We start from the raw sequence: 20,280 nt of genomic DNA, 5'->3' as shown, positions 1-20,280 counted from the left end.
AGGTACTGCGATGGACCTGACTTACACACCGGCGCAACAGGCCTTGCGTGCCGAGGCCCGGGCCTGGCTCGCGGCCAACGTACCGGCGCAAGCGTTGCAATCGTTCGACACCGAGCTCGGTTTTGCCCAGCACCGGGCCTGGGAGGCCCGCCTCAATGAAGGCCGCTGGGGCATGGTCACCTGGCCGACCGAACTCGGCGGGCGCGGTTGCGACCTGATCGAATGGCTGATTTTCGAAGAAGAGTACTACCGCGCCGGGGCGCCGGCACGGGTCAACCAGAACGGCATCTTTCTGCTCGGCCCGACCCTGATGGAATACGGCAGCGAAGCGCAGAAAGCGCGCTTTCTGCCGCGCATGGCCACCGGCCAGGACATCTGGGCCCAGGGCTGGTCGGAGCCGGGCGCAGGTTCCGACATGGCGGCGATCCGCTCCCGCGCCGAGCGGGTTGGCGACCACTATGTGATCAACGGCCAGAAAACCTGGTCGACCCGCGCGGTCTGGGCCGACTGGCTGTTCGGCATCTTTCGCACCGACCCCGATTCCCAGCGCCACCACGGCCTGACCTTCATCCTGTTGCCGCTCGACAGCCCCGGCATCAGCGTACGGCCAATTGCACAGCTCAATGGCTTGCCGGGCTTTGCCGAGATCTTCTTCGACGACGTCAAGGTGCCGGTAGAGAACGCCCTGGGCGGCGAGGGCATGGGCTGGCACGTGGCGATGTCCACCGCAGGTTTCGAGCGCGGATTGATGCTGCGCTCGCCCGCGCGCTTCCAGGAAACCGCCCGGCGCCTGGTGCAGTTGTACCTGGACAACCGTGAAGCTGCCGACCGCGACCCGGCGATTGCCGAGGCGGTGATGCGCGCCTGGCTGGACGCCGAGGCCTACACCCTGGCGACCTACATGAGCGCCTCGAAACTGGGCAAGGGCGGCAAGATCGGCCCGGAATCCTCGACCAACAAGATCTTCTGGTCGGAGCTCGACCAGCGCATGCACGAAACCGCCCTGAGCATCCTTGGCCTGCGCGCCGAACTGCTGCCCGAGGCACCCGCCGCCGGCGATGTCGGCCAGTGGCTGGATGGCTTCCTGTTTGCCCAGGCCGGGCCGATCTATGCCGGCACCAACGAGATCCAGCGCAACATCATCGCCGAGCGCATGCTCGGCATGCCTCGCGCCTGAGGAGCAGACCATGGACTTTAGTTTCAACAGCGATCAATTGCTGTTCCAGGACAACGTGCGCAGTTTTCTGCTCAACGAAGTGCCCCCGGAACGCCTGCGTGAACTGTGCCAAAGCGACAGCGGGCGCTGTGATGCGCTGTGGGGGCAACTGGTAGACCTGGGCCTGAGCGCCATCACCGTGCCGCAAACCTGCGGTGGCATGGGCATGAACGCGCTGGATTTCATCCTCCTGGCCCAGGAGTGCGGTTACGCCGGGCTGCCCGAACCGCTGGTCGAGACCATGCTGGTGGGCGTGCCGCTGCTCGCGGGTGTCGACGCGCCGCGCCGCCAGCATTGGCTGGCGCAGGTTGCCGAGGGCCAGGCGCGCCTGGCGGTGGCCGAGCCGGGCAACTCGCTGGTCAGCGATGCGCATGTGGCCGGGCTGCTGTTGCTGGCCCATGGCGACGAGGTGCATGCCGTGGAGCGCAGCGCAGTCAGCCTGACCCGCAATGTGTCGGTCGACCCCAGCCGCCAGTTGTTCCAGGTGCAGTGGACGCCGAGTGCGTCTACTTGTGTTGCCAGCGCTGAGCAAGGGCGGCAGCTGTGGGCTGATGCCTTCAACCGCGGCGCCCTGGGCAATGCTGCGCAACTGCTGGGGCTGGCCAAGCGCATGGTCGACCTGGCGGTGGACTACAGCTTCGAGCGCAAGCAGTTCGGCAAGCCGGTGGGCTCGTTCCAGGCGGTCAAGCACCTGATGGCCAACGTCGCGGTGCACATCGAATTCGCCAAGGGCCCGCTGTACCGCGCCGCCCATGCCGTCGCCCACAACCTGCCGGGCCAGGCCGTGCAAGTGTCGCACGCCAAGCTTGCCTGCGCCGAAGCAGCGGCGCTGGCGGCGAAGAACGCCATTCAGGTGCATGGCGCCATGGGTTACACCTGGGAGGTCGACCTGCAGCTGTTCATGAAGCGTGCCTGGGCCCTGGACAAATGCTGGGGCGACCGCGGCCTGCACAAGGCGCGGGTGCGTACCGCGCTGTTCGAAAGCGGCCTGGCGATTGGCGCCGGCAGCACCTTCTGATCCTGTTTCCTGTTGAGGTAGAGCATGCCTGAAGCCTATATCGTCGACGCCCTGCGCACCCCCACCGGGCGGCGCAAGGGCGGCCTGAGCCAGATCCACGCCGCCGACCTGGGCGCCCATGTGCTGCGCGCGCTGGTCGAGCGCAACGGCATTCCCGAAGACGACTACGACGACGTGATCTTCGGCTGCGTCGACACCATCGGCCCGCTGGCCGGCGACATCGCCCGTACCAGCTGGCTGGCGGCGGGCCTTTCGCAAGTGGTGCCCGGCACCACCATCGACCGCCAGTGCGGCTCGTCCCAGCAGGCCGTGCACTTTGCCGCGCAGGCGGTGATGAGCGGCACCCAGGACGTGGTGATCGCCGGTGGCGTGCAAACCATGACCCAGATCCCGATTTCCTCGGCCATGACCGTCGCCGAACCCCTGGGCTTTAGCGACCCGTTCAGCGGCTCGACAGGCTGGGTGCGGCGCTACGGCGCGCAGCCACCGACCCAGTTTCGCGCGGCGCAGATGATTGCCGAACACTGGCGGCTGAGCCGCGCCGAGCTGGAAGCCTATGCGCTGGAGTCCCATCGGCGGGCCCTGCATGCCATCGAACAGGGGTACTTCGAGCGCGAGATCGTGCCGCTGGCAGGGGTCGAGCACGACGAAACCCCGCGCCACACCAGCCTGGCGAAAATGGCCGAGCTGGAATACCTGTTTGGCTGCGAGCGGGTCACGGCGGCGGTGTCGAGCCAGACCTGCGACGCCGCCAGTGCGCTGCTGATCGTCTCGGAGGCGGCCTTGAAGCGCTACGGCCTGACGCCGCGGGCGCGCATCCATCACCTCAGCGTGCGCGGCGACGACCCGGTATGGATGCTCACCGCACCGATCCCGGCCACTGCCCATGCGCTCAAGCGTGCCGGCATGACCCTGGCTGACATCGACCGGGTGGAAATCAACGAAGCCTTTGCTTCGGTGGCCATGGCCTGGCTCAAGGAGACCGGCTACCCCCATGCGCAGACCAACGTCAACGGCGGCGCCATCGCCCTTGGCCACCCGCTGGGCGCCACCGGCACGCGGCTGATGTGCAGCCTGCTCCATGAGCTGGAGCGCAGTGGCGGGCGCTATGGCCTGCAGACCATGTGCGAAGGCGGCGGCCAGGCCAACGTAACCATTATCGAGCGCCTCTAGGCGCCAGCAACCACACAGGGGAGAGCGACAATGCACAGCTGCGAGAACCGCGTAGTGATCATCACCGGCGCCGGCGGCGGGCTCGGCCGCGCCTATGCCCAGGCCTTTGCCAGCGAAGGCGCGAAAGTGCTGGTCAACGACATCAACCGCGATGCGGCCCAGGCCGTGGTCGAACAGATCCAGGCGGCAGGCGGCGTGGCCGTGGCCAACAGCGACGACATCACCCGCTATGACGACGCCGGGCTGATCGTGCGCCAGGCCATCGAGACTTTTGGCGGCCTGGATGTGCTGGTCAACAACGCCGGCATCTGCCGCGACCGCATGTTCGCCAGCCTCACCGAGGCCGACTGGGATGCGGTGATGGCCGTGCACCTCAAGGGCCACTTCTGCCTGGCCAGCCATGCCGTGCGCTATTGGCGCGAGCAGGCCAAGGGCGGCGCCAGGCTCACTGCGCGGATCATCAACACCAGCTCCGGCGCCGGTTTGCAGGGCTCGATTGGCCAGGCCAACTATGCCGCGGCCAAGGGCGGGATCGCCTCGCTGACCCTGGTGCAGGCGGCGGAGCTTGGGCGCTACGGCATTACCGCCAACGCCCTGGCCCCGGCGGCGCGTACCGGCATGACCGAAGCGGTGTTTGCCGAGGTGATGAAGCGCCCGGAGCAGGGCTTTGACTACTTTGCTCCGGAGAACGTCGCGCCGCTGGTGGTGTGGTTGGGGTCGGCGGCGTCCCAGGCGGTGACCGGGCAGATGTTCGAAGTCGAGGGTGGCAAGCTGTCGATTGCCGATGGCTGGCGGCGCGGGCCCCAGGTGGACAACCAGGGCCGCTGGGCGCTGGCTGAGGTGGGTGCGGCGGTGCAGCAACTGCTGGCCGAGGCGCTGCCGGCGCAGAAAGTCTATGGCAGTTGATTGAGGTTGTGCGCCGCTTAGGCGGGCCGCGCCATCCGTGAGGGTGGCGCGGCTTTTTTGCGTTACCCGTCTTGAAGGCACTGCCAATCCTGTGGGAGCGGCGGTACGGCGACCCGACTTGACCCGCGATCGGCCGCACCCCAGGCGCATCGGCCATCCGGACTAGGCGAGGCAAACGATTCTGCCGCCCGCGCATCTGGCCACACTCGCCGGTACTTCCGCCAGACGAGTAAAAGGCGCCGCGATGGAATTTGCATTCAGCGACGAGCAGGAAATGATCCGTACTTCGGCCGAGGGCTTTCTCGCCGATGTCTCCCATTGCGCCGCCGTGCGCGCGGCCATGGCCAGCGACAAAGGCTATGACCCGGCACTCTGGCAGCGCCTGTGCACCGAGATGTACTGGCCGGCGATCCACATCCCCGAAGCCTACGGCGGCCTGGGCCTGGGCTTTGTCGAGCTGAACATCCTGCTCGAACAGATGGGCCGGCGGCTGTTCTGTTCGCCGTTTTTCGCCACCGCCTGCCTGGCCACACCCGCTTTGCTGCTGGCCGGCAACCAGGCGCAGAAAAGCACCTGGCTTGCGCCTATCGCCGAGGGCCGTCTTACCGCCACCCTGGCCTTCACCCGCGGCAGCGGCTGGGCCGCGGAGGATATCCAGGCCAGCGCCAGCGCCGAAGGCCAGGGTTTTGTCGTCGATGGCCTGTTCGGCCAGGTGATCGATGGCGACAGCGCCGGGCTGTTGATCGTCGCCGCGCGCACGCCCGGCAGCAGCGGTGAATCTGGCATCAGCCTGTTCGCCGTCGAGGCCGACCGTGACGGTATCGAGCGCCAGTGGCTGCCGACCATGGACCAGACCCGACGCTTGGCGCGTCTTGAGTTCAACCGCGTGTACCTGGGCCCCGAGGCGCTGCTGGGCGAGGTCGGCAACGCCTGGCCGACCTTGCATAAGGTGCTGCAACTGGCCTGCATCGGGCTTGCCGCCGAGCAGGTCGGCGGCGCCCAGCAGGTGCTCGACCTGAGCGTTGCCTACATGCAGGAGCGCCAGCAGTTCGGCCGCCCGATCGCCAGCTTCCAGGCGCTAAAGCACCGCGCCGCCGACATGATGCTGCAGGTCGAATGCGCGCGCTCGGCCAGTTACTACGCCGCCTGTGTCGCCCAGGAAGTGCTCGACCCCGACGGCGACCCGCAGGTGGCCGCCGAGCTGCCGCTGGCCGCCGCCCTGGCCAAGGCGCAGTGCTCGCACAGCTATTTTCACTGTGCGGCGGAGTCGATCCAGCTGCATGGCGGCGTCGGCTTTACCTGGGAATACGACCCGCACCTGTATTTCAAGCGTGCCCGCGCCAGCGAGAGCTACCTCGGCGCGCCGGCCTGGCATCTGCAGCAGATCGCCACGCTGATCATCGGAGAGCAACCATGAAGCTCAGTTTCAGTGAACAGGACGAGCAGTTTCGCCAGGAGGTCGCCGGCTGGCTGGCCGCCAACCTCTGCGGCGAGTTCGAGCCCCTGCGTTTTCGCGGCGGCCCGGGTGATGAGCACATGTTCCCGCAGCAGCGCAAAGCCTGGGAGCGCAAGCTGGCCGAGGGCCGCTGGACTTGCGTCGGCTGGGCGCCGGAGCATGGTGGCCGGGGCCTGTCGATCAGCCAGCAGGTGATCTTCCACGAAGAATACGCCCGTGCTGGCGGCCCCGGGCGCATGGGCCATATCGGCGAAGGCCTGGCCGGGCCGACCATCGCCGCCTTCGGCAACGACGAGCAAAAGCGCCGCCTGCTGCCCGCTATCGTCAGCGGCACGCAGTTCTGGTGCCAGGGCTACTCGGAACCGGGCGCAGGCTCTGACCTTGCCAACGTCAAGACCCGCGCCAGCCTTGAGGGCGGCAGCTGGGTGATCAACGGCCAGAAGGTCTGGACTTCGCTGGCCCATGAGTCGGACTGGTGCTTTGTGATCGCCCGTACCGAGCCTGGCAGCGTCGGCCATCGCGGCCTGTCGTTCCTGCTGGTGCCGATGGCCCAGGCCGGCATCAGCGTGCGGCCGATCGAGCAGATGACCGGCACTTCGGAATTCAACGAAGTGTTCTTCGACAACGCCCGCACCGACGCCGCCAACCTCATCGGGTCGCCTGGCGACGGCTGGAAGATCGCCATGGCCTTGCTCGGTTTTGAGCGCGGGGTTTCGACCCTCGGCCAGCAGATGCAGTTTGCCAACGAACTGAACGAGATCATCGCCATCGCCAAGGCCAACGGCGCAGCCCGCGACCCGCTGCTGCGCCAGCGCCTGGCCGAAGCCTGGTGCGGCTTGCGGATCATGCGCTTCAACTCGCTGCGCATGCTCTCCGGCGCCCAGGACGGCGCGCTGCGCAAGGAGGCGACCATCTACAAGCTGTTCTGGTCCAGCTGGCACGCCAACCTCGGCAAGCTGGCCATGGACGTGCTCGGCCCCGACGCCGAACTGCTCGAGGCCGCGCCCTATCAGCTGACCCGACTGCAATCGCTGTACCTGTTCAGCCGCGCCGACACCCTGTACGGCGGCAGCAACGAGATCCAGCGCAACATCATCGCCGAGCGCGCCCTGGGCATGCCCAAAGAACCGCGCCTGCGTCCCTGACCCAAGGAGTTAGTCGATGTCCACCCCCAACTATGTAGCGGGCCATGGCCTGTTGCGCGGCAAGTCCGTGCTGATCACTGCGGCGGCAGGTTCCGGGATCGGTTTTTCCGCCGCCTTGCGCGCCGCCGAAGAGGGCTGCCGGGCCCTGATGATCAGTGATATCCACCAAGGCCGGCTGTTTGAAGCCGTGGCAAAGATTCGCCAGGCCACCGGGCTTGCCGAGGTCTTCGGCGTGCTCTGCAACGTCACCGACGAAGCCCAGGTGCAGCACCTGGTGAGCTGCGCCGAGCGCGACCTGCACGGCGTCGACGTGCTGATCAACAACGCCGGCCTCGGTGGCTCGCGGGCGCTGGTGGAAATGCCCGACGAAGAATGGCAGCGGGTCCTCGACGTTACCCTCACCGGCACCATGCGTATGACTCGCGCCATGCTGCCGAAGATGATGGCCCGGCGCGCCGGGGTGATCGTCAACAACGCCTCGGTGCTTGGCTGGCGGGCCCAGAAGGAGCAGTCGCACTACGCCGCAGCCAAGGCCGGGGTCATGGCCCTGACCCGTTGTGCGGCGGTCGAGGCGGCCAGTCACGGCATCCGCATCAATGCGGTCAGCCCGAGCATTGCCCTGCATGATTTTCTCGCCCGCTCGGCGCCCCAGGCAGTGCTCGAGCAACTGGCGGCCAACGAAGCCTTCGGCCGCGCCGCCGAAGTCTGGGAGGTGGCCAACGTGATGATGTTCCTGGCCAGCGACTACAGCTCGTACATGACCGGCGAAGTGCTGTCGGTTTCCAGCCAGAGGGCCTGAGCATGACGCGCCTATTCGACACCCCGCACGCGCTGCAAGACGCCGTCGGTGAAGTCCTGGGGGTCAGCGACTGGCTGCTCATTGACCAGGCGCGCATCGACCTGTTCGCCGAGGCCAGTGGCGATCACCAGTGGATTCATGTCGACCCGCAACGCGCCGCCAGCGGCCCGTTTGGGGCCTGCATCGCCCACGGTTACCTGAGCCTGGCGCTGGTCAACCTGTTCCTGCCGCAGATCGTCGAGGTGCGCGGCATCGCCATGGGCGTCAACTACGGCTGCGAGCGCGTGCGGTTTCCCAGCGTGGTGCCGGTGGGTTCGCGGGTGCGCGGCCACGCCCAGCTGATCAGCGCCGAGCAGGTCAAAGGCGGTGTGCAGGCGCTGATCCGCGTCAGCGTCGAGATCGAGGGCCAGCAGCGCCCGGGTTGTGTGGTCGACACCATCAGCCGTTATTACCCCGCCTGAGTCCAGGCATCGGAGCATGTGAACATGAATGAAGCCGTTATTGTTTCAACCGCGCGCACGCCGATCGGCAAGGCCTTTCGCGGTGCCTTCAACGACACCGAAGCGCCGGCCCTCGGCGGCCATGTGGTGCGCGAGGCCGTGCGGCGCGCGGGGATCGAGGCCGGGCAGGTCGACGATGTGATCATCGGCGCCGCCGCCCAGCAGGGCACCCAGGCCTACAACCTCGGGCGCTTGTGTGCGATTGCCGGCGGCCTGCCGCCGTCGGTAGCCGGGATGGCCGTGGAGCGCCAATGCGCCTCGGGGCTGATGAGCATTGCCCTGGCGGCCAAGGGCATTATCTGCAACGAAATCGACATCGCCGTCGCCGGCGGCCTGGAGTCGATCTCGCTGGTGCAGAACAAGCACAAGAACCTCTACCGCAACCAGTCCGGCGCCGTGCTTGAGCGCGACCCGCAGGCCTATATCCCGATGATCGAAACCGGCGAGATCGTCGCCCAGCGCTATGGCGTGACGCGCCACGAGCAGGATGCCTATGCCCTGCAAAGCCAGTTGCGCACTGCCCAGGCGCAAGCCGCGGGCCTGTTCGACCTGGAGCTGGCGCCGCTGAGCACGCGCAAGGCGATCATCGACAAGGCCAGCGGCGAGACCCGTTACGAGACCGTGACCCTGCTGCACGACGAATGCAATCGCGCCGACACCAGCCTGGCCAGCCTCGCTGCACTGGAGCCGGTGTGGCAGGGCGGGCAGTGGACCGAGGCCGGGCGCTTCATTACCGCCGGCAACGCCTCGCAGCTGTCTGACGGCGCTTCGGCCTCGGTATTGATGAACGCCAAGCTGGCCGAGCAGCGCGGCCTGGCGCCGCTGGGCATCTATCGCGGCCTGGCGGTGGCCGGTTGCAATGCCGACGAGATGGGTATCGGCCCGGTCTACGCGATTCCCAAACTGCTCAAGCGCCACGGCCTGAAAGTCGAGGACATCGGCCTGTGGGAACTCAACGAAGCCTTCGCCAGCCAGGTCCTGTACTGCCGCGATACCTTAGGCATCGACAACCAGCGCCTGAACGTCAATGGCGGGGCGATTGCCATCGGTCACCCGTTCGGCATGTCGGGGGCGCGCATGGTTGGCCACGCCTTGATCGAGGGCAAGCGACGCGGCGTACGTTACGTGGTGGTGAGCATGTGTATTGGCGGCGGCATGGGTGCCGCTGCATTGTTCGAGGTGGCTTGAGAATGAACCGTTTTGATGAGCACGGCCGGATCCAGACCATGCAAGCCTACTGGAGCGAGGTCAACCTCAGCGTGCGCGAGCCGCAATAGCGCGCAAGCAAGGCTCACACCCGCCAGGGTGTGGCCTTGCGCAGGGGGAGCGCTTACGGCGATTTTGCCGCGTCGAGGAACGCCGGGCGCTCGCCACCGCCATGCACGGCAATGTCGGCGCCACTGACATAACGGGCCAGCGATGAGGCCAGGTACAGGCAACTGTCGCCAATGTCTTCGGGGCTGGCCAGGCGTTGCAGGGGGATGGTCGCGGCCACCTCGGCCAGGTCGCTTTCATCGCCATAGTGCAGGGCCGCCTGCTCGGTGAGGATCAGCCCGGCGGTGACAGCGTTGACCCGAACCTTGGGTGCCCACTCCACCGCCAGCGAGCGGCTCAGGTTGAGCAAGCCGGCCTTGGCCGCGCCGTAGGCGGCGGTGCCGGGGGAAGGGCGGGTGGCGCTGACGCTGCAGATGTTGATGATGCTGCCGCCCTCGGCCTGGGCCTGCATGATGCGGTTGGCCAGCTGGCTGAGGTTCAGCGGCGCCAGCAGGTTGAGGCGGATGATCGATTCGCTGAAGCGCGGCGAGGCGCTGGCGGCTTCGGCATAGGGCGCGCCGCCGGCGTTGTTGACCAGTACATCGAGGCGCCCGAAGCGCTCGACTATAGCCGTCATCATCTGCTGGGCCTGCTCGATGTCACGCACATCGCAGGCCAGGAACAGCGCCTCGCGCCCGCCGCTGGCCGGCAGTGTCGCAGGCGCCTGGCGCCCGCAGATCACCACCTCGGCGCCGCATTCAAGAAAGCGCCGGCTGATGCCGCGGCCCACACCCTTGCCACCACCGGTCACCAGTACCACCTTGCCGCGAAAATCCATAGGGTCGTGCATGCCTGCCTCGTGTTCGCCACTGTAATGAGCTCGATGCTAGGCAGCGCACGGGCAGGGGCCAACGTCCGAAGGGACTAGTAGTCCTGACGGACGATGTTGGCGCCCTGGCCGCTCTGAATAATCCCGGTACAACAACAAGCCGGGAGGACACCTCATGGGCGCATCCGCGCAAGGGCACGTGGTAACGCTGGCCGATGGTCTGCAGCTGCATTACCAGGACGTTGGCACGGGCGAGGCGGTGGTGTTCATCCACGGCAGCGGCCCGGGTGCCAGCGGGCACAGCAACTTCAAACAGAACTACCCGGCATTCGCCGCGGCCGGCTACCGGGTGATCGTCCCCGACCTGCCCGGCTACGGCGCTTCGAGCAAGCCGCAAACGGTCTACAGCCTGGACTTTTTCGTCAGCGCCCTCAGCGGCCTGCTCGATGCCCTGGATATCCAGCGCTGCGTGCTGGTCGGCAATTCCCTGGGTGGCGCCATTGCCATCAAGCTGGCGCTGGACCAGCCTGGGCGGGTCAGCCGCCTGGTGCTGATGGCCCCCGGTGGGCTGATGGACAAGGAGCAGTACTACCTGCAAATGGAAGGCATCCAGAAGATGGGCGCGGCCTTTGCCAACGGCGAGCTCAACGATGCCGCCGGCATGCGCCGCCTGCTCAGCCTGCAGTTGTTCGACCCGGCGCTGATCAGCGATGAAACCGTGGCCGAACGCGTGGCAGTGGTGGGCCAGCAACCGGCCTGCGTGCTGACCAGCATGCAGGTGCCGAACCTGACCTCACGCTTGCCTGAACTGCAATGCCCGATTCTTGGTTTTTGGGGTATCAACGACAAGTTCTGCCCGGCCTCCGGCGCGCAGACCCTGCTTGCAGCCTGCAGGCGGATCCGCTTTGTGCTGCTCAGCGAATGCGGACACTGGGTGATGGTCGAGCACCGCGAGCTGTTCAACCGTGAATGCCTGGCGTTCCTTGGGGAGGCACGGGCATGAGCGAGCAATTGCGTCGCCAGTATGGCGAAGAGCTGTACCAGGCCCTGTGCAGCGCCAGCACCCTGGCCCCCTTGAGCGAGCGCTGGGAGACCATCAGCATCGAGGATGCCTACCATATCTCGCTCTACAGCATCGAGCGGCGGGTGGCGGCGGGTGACCGCATCGTCGGCAAGAAGATCGGCGTCACCTCGGCGGCGGTGCAGCGCATGCTTAATGTGCACCAGCCGGATTTCGGTTTTATCACCGAGCAGATGGCCTTTGCCGATGGCGCGCAGATATCTCTTGGCGCCAACCGCCTGATCCAGCCGCGCGCCGAAGGCGAGATCGCCTTCAAGCTCAAGCATGACCTGGTCGGCCCCGGCGTCACCGAGGCCGATGTGCTGGCCGCCACCGAGTACGTGATGCCGTGTTTCGAGATTGTCGATTCGCGCATCCAGGACTGGCGCATCCGCATCCAGGACACCGTCGCCGACAACGCCTCCTGCGGGGTGTTCGTGCTCGGCGACAGCCAGGTCGATCCGCGTCGGCTCGACCTGCCGAACCTGCGCATGCAGGTGTTCAAGAACGGCGAGCTGATCAGCCAAGGCCTTGGCTCGGCGGTGCAAGGCAACCCGCTGACCGCGGTGGCCTGGCTGGCCAACACCCTGGGCGCCTTCGGCATCCCGTTCAAGGCCGGGGAAATCATTCTTTCCGGCTCGCTGGTGCCGCTGGAGCCTGCACGGGCCGGCGACCAGTTTGCCCTGACCATCGACGGCCTGGGCAGCGCCCGGGTGTCGTTCTGTGCGTGACGTGCGAGGTTCAAGCGAATGAGCAAAAAACTGAAAGCGGCGATTATCGGGCCGGGCAACATCGGCACCGACTTGCTGATGAAAATGTGCCGCTCCGAGTGGATCGAGCCGGTGTGGATGGTCGGCGTCGACCCGCAGTCCGAAGGCCTCAAGCGCGCTCGTGAGCTGGGGGTGAAGACCACCGCCGACGGCCTGGACGGATTATTGCCACATGTCCTCGACGACGATATCCGCATCGCCTTCGATGCCACCTCGGCCTATGTGCATGCGCATAACAGCCGCAAGCTCAACGAGTTTGGGGTGATCATGGTCGACCTCACGCCGGCGGCCATCGGCCCGTTCTGCGTGCCGCCGGTCAACCTCAAGCAGCACGCGGCGAGCCTGGCGATGAACGTCAACATGGTCACCTGCGGCGGCCAGGCGACCATCCCCATGGTCGCGGCGGTGTCGCGCATCCAGTCGGTGGCCTATGGCGAGATCGTCGCCACGGTGTCGTCCGGCTCTGTGGGCCCGGGTACCCGGCAGAACATCGACGAATTCACCCGCACCACTGCCGGTGCCGTCGAGCAGGTCGGCGGTGCCCGGCGCGGCAAGGCGATCATCGTCATCAACCCGGCCGAACCGCCGCTGATGATGCGCGACACCATCCACTGCCTGACCGACGAAGAGCCCGACCGCGAGGCCATTCGCGCCTCGGTGTTGAGCATGGTCAAGGAGGTGCAGCGCTACGTGCCCGGCTACACCCTGATCAACGGGCCGATTTTCGATGGCCGCAAGGTGTCGATCTTCATCGAGGTCGAAGGCCTCGGCGACTTCCTGCCCAAGTCTGCCGGCAACCTCGACATCATGACCGCTGCCGGTTTGCGCACCGCCGAGATGTTTGCCGAAGAAGCCCACAAGGGCACCCTGCAACTGCCCGTCCGTTGAGTGGAGAACTGCCATGAATCTGCAAGGTAAAAGCGTCCGTCTGCACGACATGAGCCTGCGCGACGGGATGCACGCCAAGCGTCACCAGATCAGCCTGGAACAGATGATCGCAGTGGCCAGCGGCCTGGATGGCGCCGGCGTGCCGCTGATTGAAATCACCCATGGCGATGGCCTGGGTGGCGCGTCGCTGAACTACGGCTTTGCCGCCCACAGCGATGAGGAATACTTCGCCGCGGTAATTCCCACCCTCAAGCAGGCCAAGGTATCGGCCTTGCTGCTGCCGGGGATCGGCACCCTCGATCACCTGAAAATGGCCCATGAGCATGGCGTCTCGACCATCCGCGTGGCCACCCACTGCACCGAGGCGGATGTTTCCGGCCAGCACATCGGCATGGCGGCGAAGATGGGCCTGGATACCGTCGGCTTTCTGATGATGGCGCACAGGGTCAGCGCGCAAAAGCTGCTGGAACAGGCGCGGCTGATGGAAAGCTACGGCGCCAATTGCATCTACTGCACCGATTCGGCGGGCTACATGCTGCCGACTGAAGTCAGCGAGAAGATTGGCGTATTGCGGGCAGGTTTAAGCGCCGGCACCGAAGTCGGTTTTCATGGCCATCACAACCTGGGCATGGCGATTGCCAACTCGCTGGCGGCCATCGAGGCTGGCGCCGTGCGCATCGATGGCTCGGTGGCCGGGTTGGGGGCGGGGGCGGGCAACACGCCGCTGGAAGTGTTCGTCGCCGTGCTGGAGCGCATGGGTGTGAGCAGTGGTGTTGACCTGTACCGGATCATGGACGTCGCCGAGGACCTGGTGGTGCCGATGATGGACCAACCGATCCGCCTTGACCGCGATGCCCTGACCCTGGGCTATGCCGGGGTGTACAGCTCGTTCCTGCTGTTTGCCAAGCGTGCCGAGCTCAAGTACGGCATTGCTGCCCGCGACCTGCTGGTGGAGCTGGGGCGGCGCGGCACGGTGGGCGGTCAGGAAGACATGATCGAAGACCTGGCCCTGACAATGTCGCGGGCGCGAGGGGTGATGCCGACCTGAGGTGCGCGCTGGCTTCATCGCGGGTCAAGCCCGCTCCCACAGGTCCCGCACAATTCTGTGGGAGCGGGCTTGACCCGCGATCGAGTGCAGCGGCCTCATCGCGGTTGAGCCAGCGCTCCCATGGCCATGAACAACGCGGCAATGGCCCGGGCCTCATGCAACTCGCCACTGGCCACCCGTGCCGGGATCTGCGCCAGCGGCACCTTGATGCATTCCAGCGGCTCCGGCTCGTCACCTTGCAGAGCACAGAGGCTCAGGTCCTGGGCCAGCACCACCCGATAACGATGACACAAATGCCCGGGCGCCAAGGTCAGTTCGCCCAGCTCGGTCAGCCGCGCCGCCCTCAGGCCGACTTCTTCGCACAGCTCGCGCTGGGCCGCCTGCAGGTAGCTTTCATGCGCCTCGGCACCGCCCTTGGGCAGGCCGAGGATGGTGCCCTCTACGCCCACCGCATACTCGCGCACCAGCAGCACGTGCTCGGGGTCGGGCATCGCCACCAGCATCACCGAGCGGTAGCCGGTGCCGCGCAAGCGTTCGTAGATGCGCCGCTGGCCGTTGCTGAACTGCAGGTGCAGGGCTTCGATCTGGAAATGACTGCTTTGGGCCAGCAGTTCGGTCTTGAGGATGGTCGGACAGTTGCGCATGTGCAGGCCCCTGGCGGCGGGTGGATACCTGCACTGTGCGCTGTGCCCGGCAACCCGCCATCGTCCAAGCGGACGAGGGCGGGTGCTTCAGCCGAGGGTCGCCACGCTGCGCAAGATCAAGCGCACGAGCATGGTCTGGCGGGTCACGCCGGTCTTGGAAAAGGTCGAACGCAGGTGCGCCCGCGAAGTGTTGCGGCTGATGCCCAGTTCCTCCGAGGCTTCGTCCAGGGTCAGGCCGTTGGCCAGCAGCATCGCCAGCTGGGTTTCGGCCGGGGTGAAATCGAACAGCGCCCGGACGATCTCCTGCGGCGCCGAGGATTGCTGCTCGGGGTCGCTGATGAAGATCACCACGGTCGGGCATTGCTTGCCTTCGCTCCAGGTCGACAGCGGCACCGAGCGCACGATGATGCCAAGGTCGGCGCGCCCGGACGGGCGTTGTACGCGCATGGCCTCGACCACCGAGGGGTTGCTGCTTTTTTGCGACAGCAGCGATTGCTTGACCAGCCGGCGGAACTCCTGGGTGTCGCGCGCGGTGCCAACCTGCAGGCCGTCATTGACCAGCTTGATGCCGTCCTTTTCCTGGATCAGCCGCTCGGCAACCTGGTTGGTCTGCAGCACCTTGCCGGTTTCGTCGAGGATGATGGTGCCCACCGCCAGCTGGTCGACGGCGCCGGCGTAGAGGTTGCGTTCGGTCTCGATGCGGTTGAGCTGCATGTGCAGTTTGATCGAGCGTTCCAGGTGCGGGATGAAGCGCGCCAGCAGGGTTTTTTCCTGGTCGCCGAAGGCCTGCTCATCGCGCCCGCGGCTGATGCGGATACGGCACTGGGCGCCGTCGCCGGTATTGATGTCGGCCCCGAGAATATGGAACACGTCCACCGGCTCGAGAAAGTTCTTGTAGAACTCCGATTGCAACAGCTCGTCGTTGGAGACGTAGCTGGCGAGGGTCACCACTTCGCGGTTGGGCAGGTCGACGAACGGGTCGAGGGCAAAGAAGTGCTTGTTGTACGAGGCGGTGGTTTCGCTCGAACTGCCGGTGGTGTTAACCATCAGGCCGTCAACGTGGGCGCTGGGCGGGCGTAGAATGAAGGTGACGTATTTGCTCTGTAGCTGCAGGTTGAGCTGGTTGAGGAAGGTGACCCAGGGAATGTTCTCCATCGGCCCTTGATAGAGGTGACCGAGCAAGTCGCTGAATGACTCGAGGGTGAGGCACGGCTGCATAGGGAACTACCATTTTTTATTATTAGCGTTGGCGATGGCAGAGAATAGTTGGCGTTAACGCGTGCACGCAACGCTCCGTACACGCATCCGGACAGGCGTAGCGCACGCCTGTCCAAAGCGCTCGGCAAGGCTCAGGCGCGCTCGCCGTCAAGCACCACGAAACGCTTGCTGTCGGCGGTTTCGGCAGGCAGCAGGTCGACGTCGGTATAGAACTGCTCATACCAGCGCCGCAGCTGGTACACCGGGCCGTCGCCGTCGCACAGCAGCGGGTTGTCGACCCGGGTCTTGCTGTGCCAGATCGCCACGTCTTCGTAGAAAGCCGACTGGGCCTGCTGCACGTAGGCCTTGGCCATGGCCTGGTTCTGCTCCTCGCTCAGGCCGGGGATCTTTTTCACCAGCACGCCGTAGCGCAGGGTGAAGCTGTTGAGGTCGATCGGCACATGGCAGTTGAGCAGGATCGAATGGATCGGCTGGCCGTTCATCGCCCCGGTCATTTCGGTGATCTGGTAGGCCGGGCCGAAGTAGGTGGCCACCGTGCTCAGCTCGCTGTCGCCAGACAGCCGTTCGCTGCGCGCACGCATGACCTGGGTGGCCAGGTGGCCTGCGAAGACGTTGCTGAACTCGGCCACCGGCGCGCCATGCACGGTGCCGAAGTGGGCCATGTCGGCGACGTTGTCGATCAGCTCGCGGCAGTTGGTGTCGATCTGCAGTTCGGCCACTTCCCAGGCGGCCCACTGGTCACTGAAGCAGGCGTCGATGCGCGGGATCGCCTGCTCGGCAATCGGCGGGTTGCCTTGCGGGTCGTTCCAGACGAACAGCAGCTGGTTTTCTTCCATGATCGGCCAGCGCTTGACCTTGGCCCGCGGTGGAATGCGCTTGGCGTAGGGAATGTCGTCGCACACGCCATCGGCGCCCCAGCGCCAGCTGTGGAACGGGCAGCGGATCGAGTTGCCTTCGATGCAGCCGGTGCTCAGGTCGGCGCCCATGTGCGGGCAAAAGCCGTCGAGAATGTTCAGCTGGCCGTCTTCACCCTGGAACGCCACCAGGCGGGTGCCAAACACGTCCAGGCGGTGGGCCTTGCCGTCGCGGTAGTGCGCGGCCAGGCCCAGGCAGTGCCAACCACGGGCGTAGCGGTCTTCCAGCAGCTTGGCTTCAATGCGGTGCAGGGTGCTCATCTTATTGTTCTCCGGGGTATCACGGGGTGTGCTGTGCGAGTGATTCTGCCGCCCCTGTACCAGCAGGCATCGTCTGAACGGACGATGGCCGGCCGTGGGCTGACGGCTCTACTGGCGCAATCAAGCCAGCAGCAGGAGAACGCAATGAGCAATGAGCAGGGGCGGGTGGCGGTGATTACCGGCGCCGCCAGCGGGATCGGCCGGGGTCTGGCCGAGCATGCGGCAGGGCTGGGCATGCAGCTGGTACTGGCCGATGTCGATGGCCCGGGTTTGCAGGCGCTGAGCGCGCAACTGCAAGGCCAGGGCGTGCAGGCCATTGCCCAGCTGACCGACGTCAGCGATGTGGCCCAGGTCGAGCGCCTGCGCGATGTCGCCCTGGCGCATTTTCAGCGGGTCGACCTGCTGTTCAACAATGCCGGGGTGATGCAGACCGGCTACAGCTGGCAGATCAGCCACGAGCAGTGGCAGCGCATGCTCGCCATCAACCTGCAAGGGGTGATCAATGGCATCCGCAGCTTTGTGCCGCTGATGCTCGAGCAGGGCCACCCGGCCCAGGTGATCAACACCGCGTCGCTCGCCGGCTTGCTCAGCAGTCCGTTGATGGCGCCCTACAACGTCACCAAGCAGGCGGTGGTGGCGTTATCCGAAACCCTCAAGTACGAGCTGGACATGCTCGGCGCGCAGGTCTCGGTGTCGGTGCTCTGCCCGGGGCCGGTGGCCAGTGACATCATGGCCTCCAACCAGGCCCGCGAGCAGGCCGACGCCACTTTCAGCGCCGTGCTCGACGAGCACATTCGCCAGGGCATGACGCCCCGCGAGCTGGCCGCCCAGGTATTCGCCGCGCTGGCCGAGCGGCGCTTCTGGATCTTCCCGCACAAAGACTTCAAGCCCGCCCTGGAGCTGCGCCTGCGCAGCATCCTTGAAGAAACCAACCCGCAGTTCCAGATGATCGCCGAAGGAGACGCCCATGCCGCTCGATAAACAGATCGCCGCCGTGCTCGAACAGTTCAGCGTCCAGGGGGAGCCCGACTACCACCGGCTCGATGCCGTGCAGTATCGGCAATATGCCGACCACCTGTTGCCGCCGATCCCTGGCGCGCAGATGGCCGAAGTGCGTGAGCTGCGCGTGGCGGGCGCCGCTGGCGAGCTGGATGCCCGCCTGTACCGGCCGCTGGCGCAAGACAACCTGGCGCTGCTGGTGTTCTTCCACGGCGGCGGTTTTGTCATCGGCACCCTCGATACCCATGACCATCTGTGCCGGGCACTGGCCAGCGCCACTGGCGCGGTGGTGGTGTCGGTGGCCTACCGGCTGGCACCGGAGGCGCGCTTTCCGGCGGCGCCGCTCGATTGCTATGCCGCCACCTGCTGGCTGGTCGAACATGCCGCCAGCCTGGGCGTCGACGGCAGCCGCCTGGCCGTGGCCGGCGACAGCGCCGGGGCCAACCTGGCGATCGCCGTCAGCCGCCTGGCCGCAGAGCGCCAGGGCCCGCAGATTCGCTACCAGTGCCTGTTCTACCCGGTCACCGATGGCCGCTGCGACACCCCGTCGTACCAGGTGTATGGCGAAGGGTATCTGTTGTCGCGGGCGATGATGGCCTGGTTCTGGCGCAGCTACCTGCAACAGCCCGAGCAGGTCGAGGAGCCATTGGCCTCGCCGCTGCTCGCCGAGTCACTGGAGGGTTTACCCGCCACCACCCTGATCACCGCCGAGTACGACCCATTGCGCGACGAAGGCGAAGCCTTTGCCCAACGTTTGCACCAGGCAGGTGTGGCCATCCGCCTGGAGCGTTGCGAGGGCATGGTGCATGGCTTTATCAGCATGAGCGCGTTTGTCGAGGGCGCCGCTCTGGCCCTGGCCGGGGCCGCAGCCGACCTGCGCCGGGCGCTGGGCTGAATGGCGGCGGCCTAGTCCGTTTGGACGAAGCAGGTTGTCGCAGCAGTTTCTAGTCTTGAGCGCACAACGTCTTTTCCTCACCTGTGGTGGAATGGCCATGAAAACAACAAGAACAATTTGCCTTGCCTTGACCGTCTGCGCCTTTGGCGCTGTCTACAGCGCCTTGCTGACCCGCCCGCTGCCGGCGCCGGTGACCATGGCCTATTACTGCCAGCCCAGCTTCCAGCCGTGTTACATCCCGGTGCCGAGCGTCGCCAGGCTGATGCCTTAGGCCTTGTTGCCCAGGGCCAGCAGCGCCCGCTCGCGGCTCAGTGGCTGGAGGACCCCGGGCGAGCCGCTGATGTGCACGTACAGGTAGTGCTGGCCTTGGTCATCGCGCAGTATCCGGTGCACCTGGGTCGTCTCCGGGTGATACTGGCGCTGGGTGCGGTCGAGCAGCACTTCGTGGTGGTCGATGTGCAGGCGGCGCAGCGCCGCTTCGAACTCGCTGTCGACGGCCTCGCGCAGCTTGCGCATGCGGCGTATCGACAGATAGCCAAGGCCGAAGGTCAGCGCAAAGAAGAACAGCGCCTGTAACAGTGATTTGTAGTGCTCCATCCTGGATTTGATTAGCCCTTGATTCTTGTAGTGGACGGCGCTTGTTTGAGGTCTGAGCGCCGCCTGTGGGCGTTAAAGGCTCATGTCGAAGGCATGGATTCGGTAGGGCAGCTCCATGTCCGGGTATCGCCGTCTTTCTCACCCAGTGCCAAGATTTCCAGGCAGCCCGGGTAAGCTGGTTGCTTATCGGCAGGCCCTTCAATGTAGGTGATGGCCTTGGGTGGGTTTTGCAGTTGCTGCTGGCATTGCTGGACCTCGCTGGCAAATCTTTCAAGGGCAGCGGAAGGGGGCTGAGTCGTGATCATGCCTGCTACGGTTTGCCAGTATTCCGAGGCTGCGTAGCCGCTTGCTCGGCAGTGAGAAAGCGGAGAAACAATTGAACCAACTCCGTCGCCTTCGACTTTAAGTGCTTGCATCTTCTGGTGTTGCGCAGGCAGGGCAGGGCCAACCGGAAGCGCTTCCATGGCCTTGATCTCAGCGACATAAGCCTGAACTTTGGTCAGGTAAGCGGCGGCGCTTTCGCGCTGCTGGTTGTACTGGCTTATTTCGTTGGCGTTGGTGCCGGTGACCTTATACTCAGGTTCGTTGTTGCAGCCCGCCAGGAGAGCAGAGGCGCCAAGGGTGATGATTGCGGTGCGTGTGGTGAACTTCATGTTCTTCAGTTATCTCGCTTCAGGGTCGTTTGCTTGA

At 65.7% G+C, this 20,280-nt stretch carries 22 protein-coding genes; 16 read left to right on the top strand and 6 right to left on the bottom strand.

Features of this window, described 5'->3' with window-relative positions; translation table 11 throughout:
* Positions 1-10: 10 nt before the first annotated feature.
* The 9 genes from JYG36_RS17370 (at position 11) to JYG36_RS17330 (ending at position 9,401) form a co-directional block, all read left to right on the top strand.
* On the top strand, positions 11-1,177 hold the full coding sequence (locus JYG36_RS17370) for an acyl-CoA dehydrogenase family protein (protein ID WP_045201610.1): 1,167 nt from the start codon (positions 11-13) through the stop codon (positions 1,175-1,177).
* Between the two features lie 10 nt (positions 1,178-1,187).
* A complete protein-coding gene (locus tag JYG36_RS17365) occupies positions 1,188-2,234 on the top strand; it encodes an acyl-CoA dehydrogenase family protein (RefSeq protein WP_213601821.1) in 1,047 nt (348 codons plus the stop codon).
* 24 nt (positions 2,235-2,258) lie between these two features.
* Positions 2,259-3,407, top strand: coding sequence for an acetyl-CoA C-acetyltransferase (locus tag JYG36_RS17360; RefSeq protein WP_213601820.1), 1,149 nt, complete (start codon positions 2,259-2,261; stop codon positions 3,405-3,407).
* Between the two features lie 30 nt (positions 3,408-3,437).
* Entirely contained in the window at positions 3,438-4,313 is an 876-nt protein-coding gene (locus tag JYG36_RS17355) for an SDR family oxidoreductase (protein WP_195883624.1), read from the top strand.
* Positions 4,314-4,557: 244 nt separating this feature from the next.
* Entirely contained in the window at positions 4,558-5,730 is a 1,173-nt protein-coding gene (locus JYG36_RS17350) for an acyl-CoA dehydrogenase family protein (protein WP_213601819.1), read from the top strand.
* Complete coding sequence (locus tag JYG36_RS17345) at positions 5,727-6,914, top strand: acyl-CoA dehydrogenase family protein (RefSeq protein ID WP_093384760.1); 1,188 nt, start codon at positions 5,727-5,729, stop codon at positions 6,912-6,914. The genes JYG36_RS17350 and JYG36_RS17345 overlap by 4 nt, the downstream gene beginning before the upstream one ends.
* 16 nt (positions 6,915-6,930) lie before the next feature.
* Positions 6,931-7,713, top strand: a complete 783-nt coding sequence (locus JYG36_RS17340) for an SDR family oxidoreductase (RefSeq protein ID WP_213601818.1) — start codon at positions 6,931-6,933, stop codon at positions 7,711-7,713.
* Between the two features lie 2 nt (positions 7,714-7,715).
* Positions 7,716-8,174, top strand: coding sequence for a MaoC family dehydratase (locus JYG36_RS17335; RefSeq protein ID WP_093384752.1), 459 nt, complete (start codon positions 7,716-7,718; stop codon positions 8,172-8,174).
* A gap of 24 nt (positions 8,175-8,198) precedes the next feature.
* Positions 8,199-9,401 (top strand): acetyl-CoA C-acyltransferase, encoded by a 1,203-nt coding sequence (locus tag JYG36_RS17330; protein ID WP_213601817.1) that lies wholly within the window; start codon positions 8,199-8,201, stop codon positions 9,399-9,401.
* 142 nt (positions 9,402-9,543) lie between these two features.
* On the opposite strand, the gene JYG36_RS17325 is transcribed toward JYG36_RS17330, so the two are convergent.
* A complete protein-coding gene (locus tag JYG36_RS17325; protein WP_045201592.1) occupies positions 9,544-10,317 on the bottom strand; it encodes an SDR family oxidoreductase in 774 nt (257 codons plus the stop codon).
* Between the two features lie 154 nt (positions 10,318-10,471).
* Between JYG36_RS17325 and JYG36_RS17320 the strand changes: the two genes are divergently transcribed.
* The 4 genes from JYG36_RS17320 to dmpG are packed head-to-tail and all read left to right on the top strand — an operon-like array spanning position 10,472 to position 14,062.
* Complete coding sequence (locus JYG36_RS17320) at positions 10,472-11,299, top strand: alpha/beta fold hydrolase (RefSeq protein ID WP_213601816.1); 828 nt, start codon at positions 10,472-10,474, stop codon at positions 11,297-11,299.
* Positions 11,296-12,087, top strand: coding sequence for a fumarylacetoacetate hydrolase family protein (locus JYG36_RS17315; protein ID WP_045201588.1), 792 nt, complete (start codon positions 11,296-11,298; stop codon positions 12,085-12,087). The genes JYG36_RS17320 and JYG36_RS17315 overlap by 4 nt, the downstream gene beginning before the upstream one ends.
* An 18-nt stretch (positions 12,088-12,105) precedes the next feature.
* A complete protein-coding gene (locus tag JYG36_RS17310) occupies positions 12,106-13,014 on the top strand; it encodes an acetaldehyde dehydrogenase (acetylating) (RefSeq protein WP_213601814.1) in 909 nt (302 codons plus the stop codon).
* A 13-nt stretch (positions 13,015-13,027) separates the two neighbouring features.
* The gene (dmpG, locus tag JYG36_RS17305) at positions 13,028-14,062 is read left to right on the top strand and encodes a 4-hydroxy-2-oxovalerate aldolase (RefSeq protein ID WP_213601812.1); all 1,035 of its coding nucleotides are present in this window, start codon (positions 13,028-13,030) and stop codon (positions 14,060-14,062) included.
* A gap of 95 nt (positions 14,063-14,157) precedes the next feature.
* Here the strand turns inward: dmpG and nudE are convergent, their stop codons facing one another.
* The 3 genes from nudE to JYG36_RS17290 all read right to left on the bottom strand — a co-directional run bounded on the left by nudE (position 14,158) and on the right by JYG36_RS17290 (position 17,099).
* Positions 14,158-14,706: an ADP compounds hydrolase NudE gene (gene nudE, locus JYG36_RS17300; RefSeq protein WP_213601810.1), complete on the bottom strand. Its 549-nt coding sequence runs from the start codon at positions 14,704-14,706 to the stop codon at positions 14,158-14,160.
* An 87-nt stretch (positions 14,707-14,793) separates the two neighbouring features.
* Positions 14,794-15,924, bottom strand: a complete 1,131-nt coding sequence (locus JYG36_RS17295) for a helix-turn-helix transcriptional regulator (protein ID WP_195883632.1) — start codon at positions 15,922-15,924, stop codon at positions 14,794-14,796.
* Between the two features lie 131 nt (positions 15,925-16,055).
* A complete protein-coding gene (locus tag JYG36_RS17290) occupies positions 16,056-17,099 on the bottom strand; it encodes a 3-ketosteroid-9-alpha-monooxygenase, oxygenase component (RefSeq protein ID WP_213601808.1) in 1,044 nt (347 codons plus the stop codon).
* Between the two features lie 144 nt (positions 17,100-17,243).
* Between JYG36_RS17290 and JYG36_RS17285 the strand changes: the two genes are divergently transcribed.
* The 3 genes from JYG36_RS17285 to JYG36_RS17275 all read left to right on the top strand — a co-directional run bounded on the left by JYG36_RS17285 (position 17,244) and on the right by JYG36_RS17275 (position 19,264).
* The gene (locus JYG36_RS17285; protein ID WP_045201575.1) at positions 17,244-18,080 is read left to right on the top strand and encodes an SDR family NAD(P)-dependent oxidoreductase; all 837 of its coding nucleotides are present in this window, start codon (positions 17,244-17,246) and stop codon (positions 18,078-18,080) included.
* The gene (lipP1, locus tag JYG36_RS17280) at positions 18,067-18,993 is read left to right on the top strand and encodes a LipP1 family hormone-sensitive lipase (RefSeq protein WP_213601806.1); all 927 of its coding nucleotides are present in this window, start codon (positions 18,067-18,069) and stop codon (positions 18,991-18,993) included. Before JYG36_RS17285 ends, lipP1 begins: the two co-directional genes overlap by 14 nt.
* Positions 18,994-19,090: 97 nt before the next feature.
* A complete protein-coding gene (locus JYG36_RS17275) occupies positions 19,091-19,264 on the top strand; it encodes a hypothetical protein (RefSeq protein ID WP_176794279.1) in 174 nt (57 codons plus the stop codon).
* On the opposite strand, the gene JYG36_RS17270 is transcribed toward JYG36_RS17275, so the two are convergent.
* Both JYG36_RS17270 and JYG36_RS17265 read right to left on the bottom strand, forming a co-directional pair.
* Positions 19,261-19,590 (bottom strand): hypothetical protein, encoded by a 330-nt coding sequence (locus JYG36_RS17270; RefSeq protein ID WP_093384710.1) that lies wholly within the window; start codon positions 19,588-19,590, stop codon positions 19,261-19,263. The two genes, JYG36_RS17275 and JYG36_RS17270, sit on opposite strands and share 4 nt — an antisense overlap.
* A gap of 80 nt (positions 19,591-19,670) precedes the next feature.
* A complete protein-coding gene (locus JYG36_RS17265; protein WP_093384705.1) occupies positions 19,671-20,243 on the bottom strand; it encodes a hypothetical protein in 573 nt (190 codons plus the stop codon).
* Positions 20,244-20,280 lie beyond the last annotated feature (37 nt).

The organism is Pseudomonas sp. SORT22 (assembly GCF_018417635.1).
Classification (GTDB): Bacteria; Pseudomonadota; Gammaproteobacteria; order Pseudomonadales; family Pseudomonadaceae; genus Aquipseudomonas.
This window is presented reverse-complemented; position numbering and strand designations above follow the sequence as displayed.

What these genes read in the sequence shown, in the direction of transcription:
- JYG36_RS17295 (WP_195883632.1), bottom strand. Translation starts at nt 15,924, where the DNA reads ATGCAGCCGTGCCTCACCCTCGAGTCATTCAGCGACTTGCTCGGTCAC.
- JYG36_RS17315 (WP_045201588.1), top strand. Translation starts at nt 11,296, where the DNA reads ATGAGCGAGCAATTGCGTCGCCAGTATGGCGAAGAGCTGTACCAGGCC.
- JYG36_RS17275 (WP_176794279.1), top strand. Translation starts at nt 19,091, where the DNA reads ATGAAAACAACAAGAACAATTTGCCTTGCCTTGACCGTCTGCGCCTTT.
- JYG36_RS17350 (WP_213601819.1), top strand. Translation starts at nt 4,558, where the DNA reads ATGGAATTTGCATTCAGCGACGAGCAGGAAATGATCCGTACTTCGGCC.
- JYG36_RS17270 (WP_093384710.1), bottom strand. Translation starts at nt 19,590, where the DNA reads ATGGAGCACTACAAATCACTGTTACAGGCGCTGTTCTTCTTTGCGCTG.
- JYG36_RS17325 (WP_045201592.1), bottom strand. Translation starts at nt 10,317, where the DNA reads ATGCACGACCCTATGGATTTTCGCGGCAAGGTGGTACTGGTGACCGGT.
- JYG36_RS17285 (WP_045201575.1), top strand. Translation starts at nt 17,244, where the DNA reads ATGAGCAATGAGCAGGGGCGGGTGGCGGTGATTACCGGCGCCGCCAGC.
- JYG36_RS17335 (WP_093384752.1), top strand. Translation starts at nt 7,716, where the DNA reads ATGACGCGCCTATTCGACACCCCGCACGCGCTGCAAGACGCCGTCGGT.
- JYG36_RS17340 (WP_213601818.1), top strand. Translation starts at nt 6,931, where the DNA reads ATGTCCACCCCCAACTATGTAGCGGGCCATGGCCTGTTGCGCGGCAAG.
- nudE (WP_213601810.1), bottom strand. Translation starts at nt 14,706, where the DNA reads ATGCGCAACTGTCCGACCATCCTCAAGACCGAACTGCTGGCCCAAAGC.
- JYG36_RS17320 (WP_213601816.1), top strand. Translation starts at nt 10,472, where the DNA reads ATGGGCGCATCCGCGCAAGGGCACGTGGTAACGCTGGCCGATGGTCTG.
- JYG36_RS17330 (WP_213601817.1), top strand. Translation starts at nt 8,199, where the DNA reads ATGAATGAAGCCGTTATTGTTTCAACCGCGCGCACGCCGATCGGCAAG.
- JYG36_RS17360 (WP_213601820.1), top strand. Translation starts at nt 2,259, where the DNA reads ATGCCTGAAGCCTATATCGTCGACGCCCTGCGCACCCCCACCGGGCGG.
- JYG36_RS17370 (WP_045201610.1), top strand. Translation starts at nt 11, where the DNA reads ATGGACCTGACTTACACACCGGCGCAACAGGCCTTGCGTGCCGAGGCC.
- JYG36_RS17345 (WP_093384760.1), top strand. Translation starts at nt 5,727, where the DNA reads ATGAAGCTCAGTTTCAGTGAACAGGACGAGCAGTTTCGCCAGGAGGTC.
- lipP1 (WP_213601806.1), top strand. Translation starts at nt 18,067, where the DNA reads ATGCCGCTCGATAAACAGATCGCCGCCGTGCTCGAACAGTTCAGCGTC.
- JYG36_RS17290 (WP_213601808.1), bottom strand. Translation starts at nt 17,099, where the DNA reads ATGAGCACCCTGCACCGCATTGAAGCCAAGCTGCTGGAAGACCGCTAC.
- dmpG (WP_213601812.1), top strand. Translation starts at nt 13,028, where the DNA reads ATGAATCTGCAAGGTAAAAGCGTCCGTCTGCACGACATGAGCCTGCGC.
- JYG36_RS17365 (WP_213601821.1), top strand. Translation starts at nt 1,188, where the DNA reads ATGGACTTTAGTTTCAACAGCGATCAATTGCTGTTCCAGGACAACGTG.
- JYG36_RS17310 (WP_213601814.1), top strand. Translation starts at nt 12,106, where the DNA reads ATGAGCAAAAAACTGAAAGCGGCGATTATCGGGCCGGGCAACATCGGC.
- JYG36_RS17265 (WP_093384705.1), bottom strand. Translation starts at nt 20,243, where the DNA reads ATGAAGTTCACCACACGCACCGCAATCATCACCCTTGGCGCCTCTGCT.
- JYG36_RS17355 (WP_195883624.1), top strand. Translation starts at nt 3,438, where the DNA reads ATGCACAGCTGCGAGAACCGCGTAGTGATCATCACCGGCGCCGGCGGC.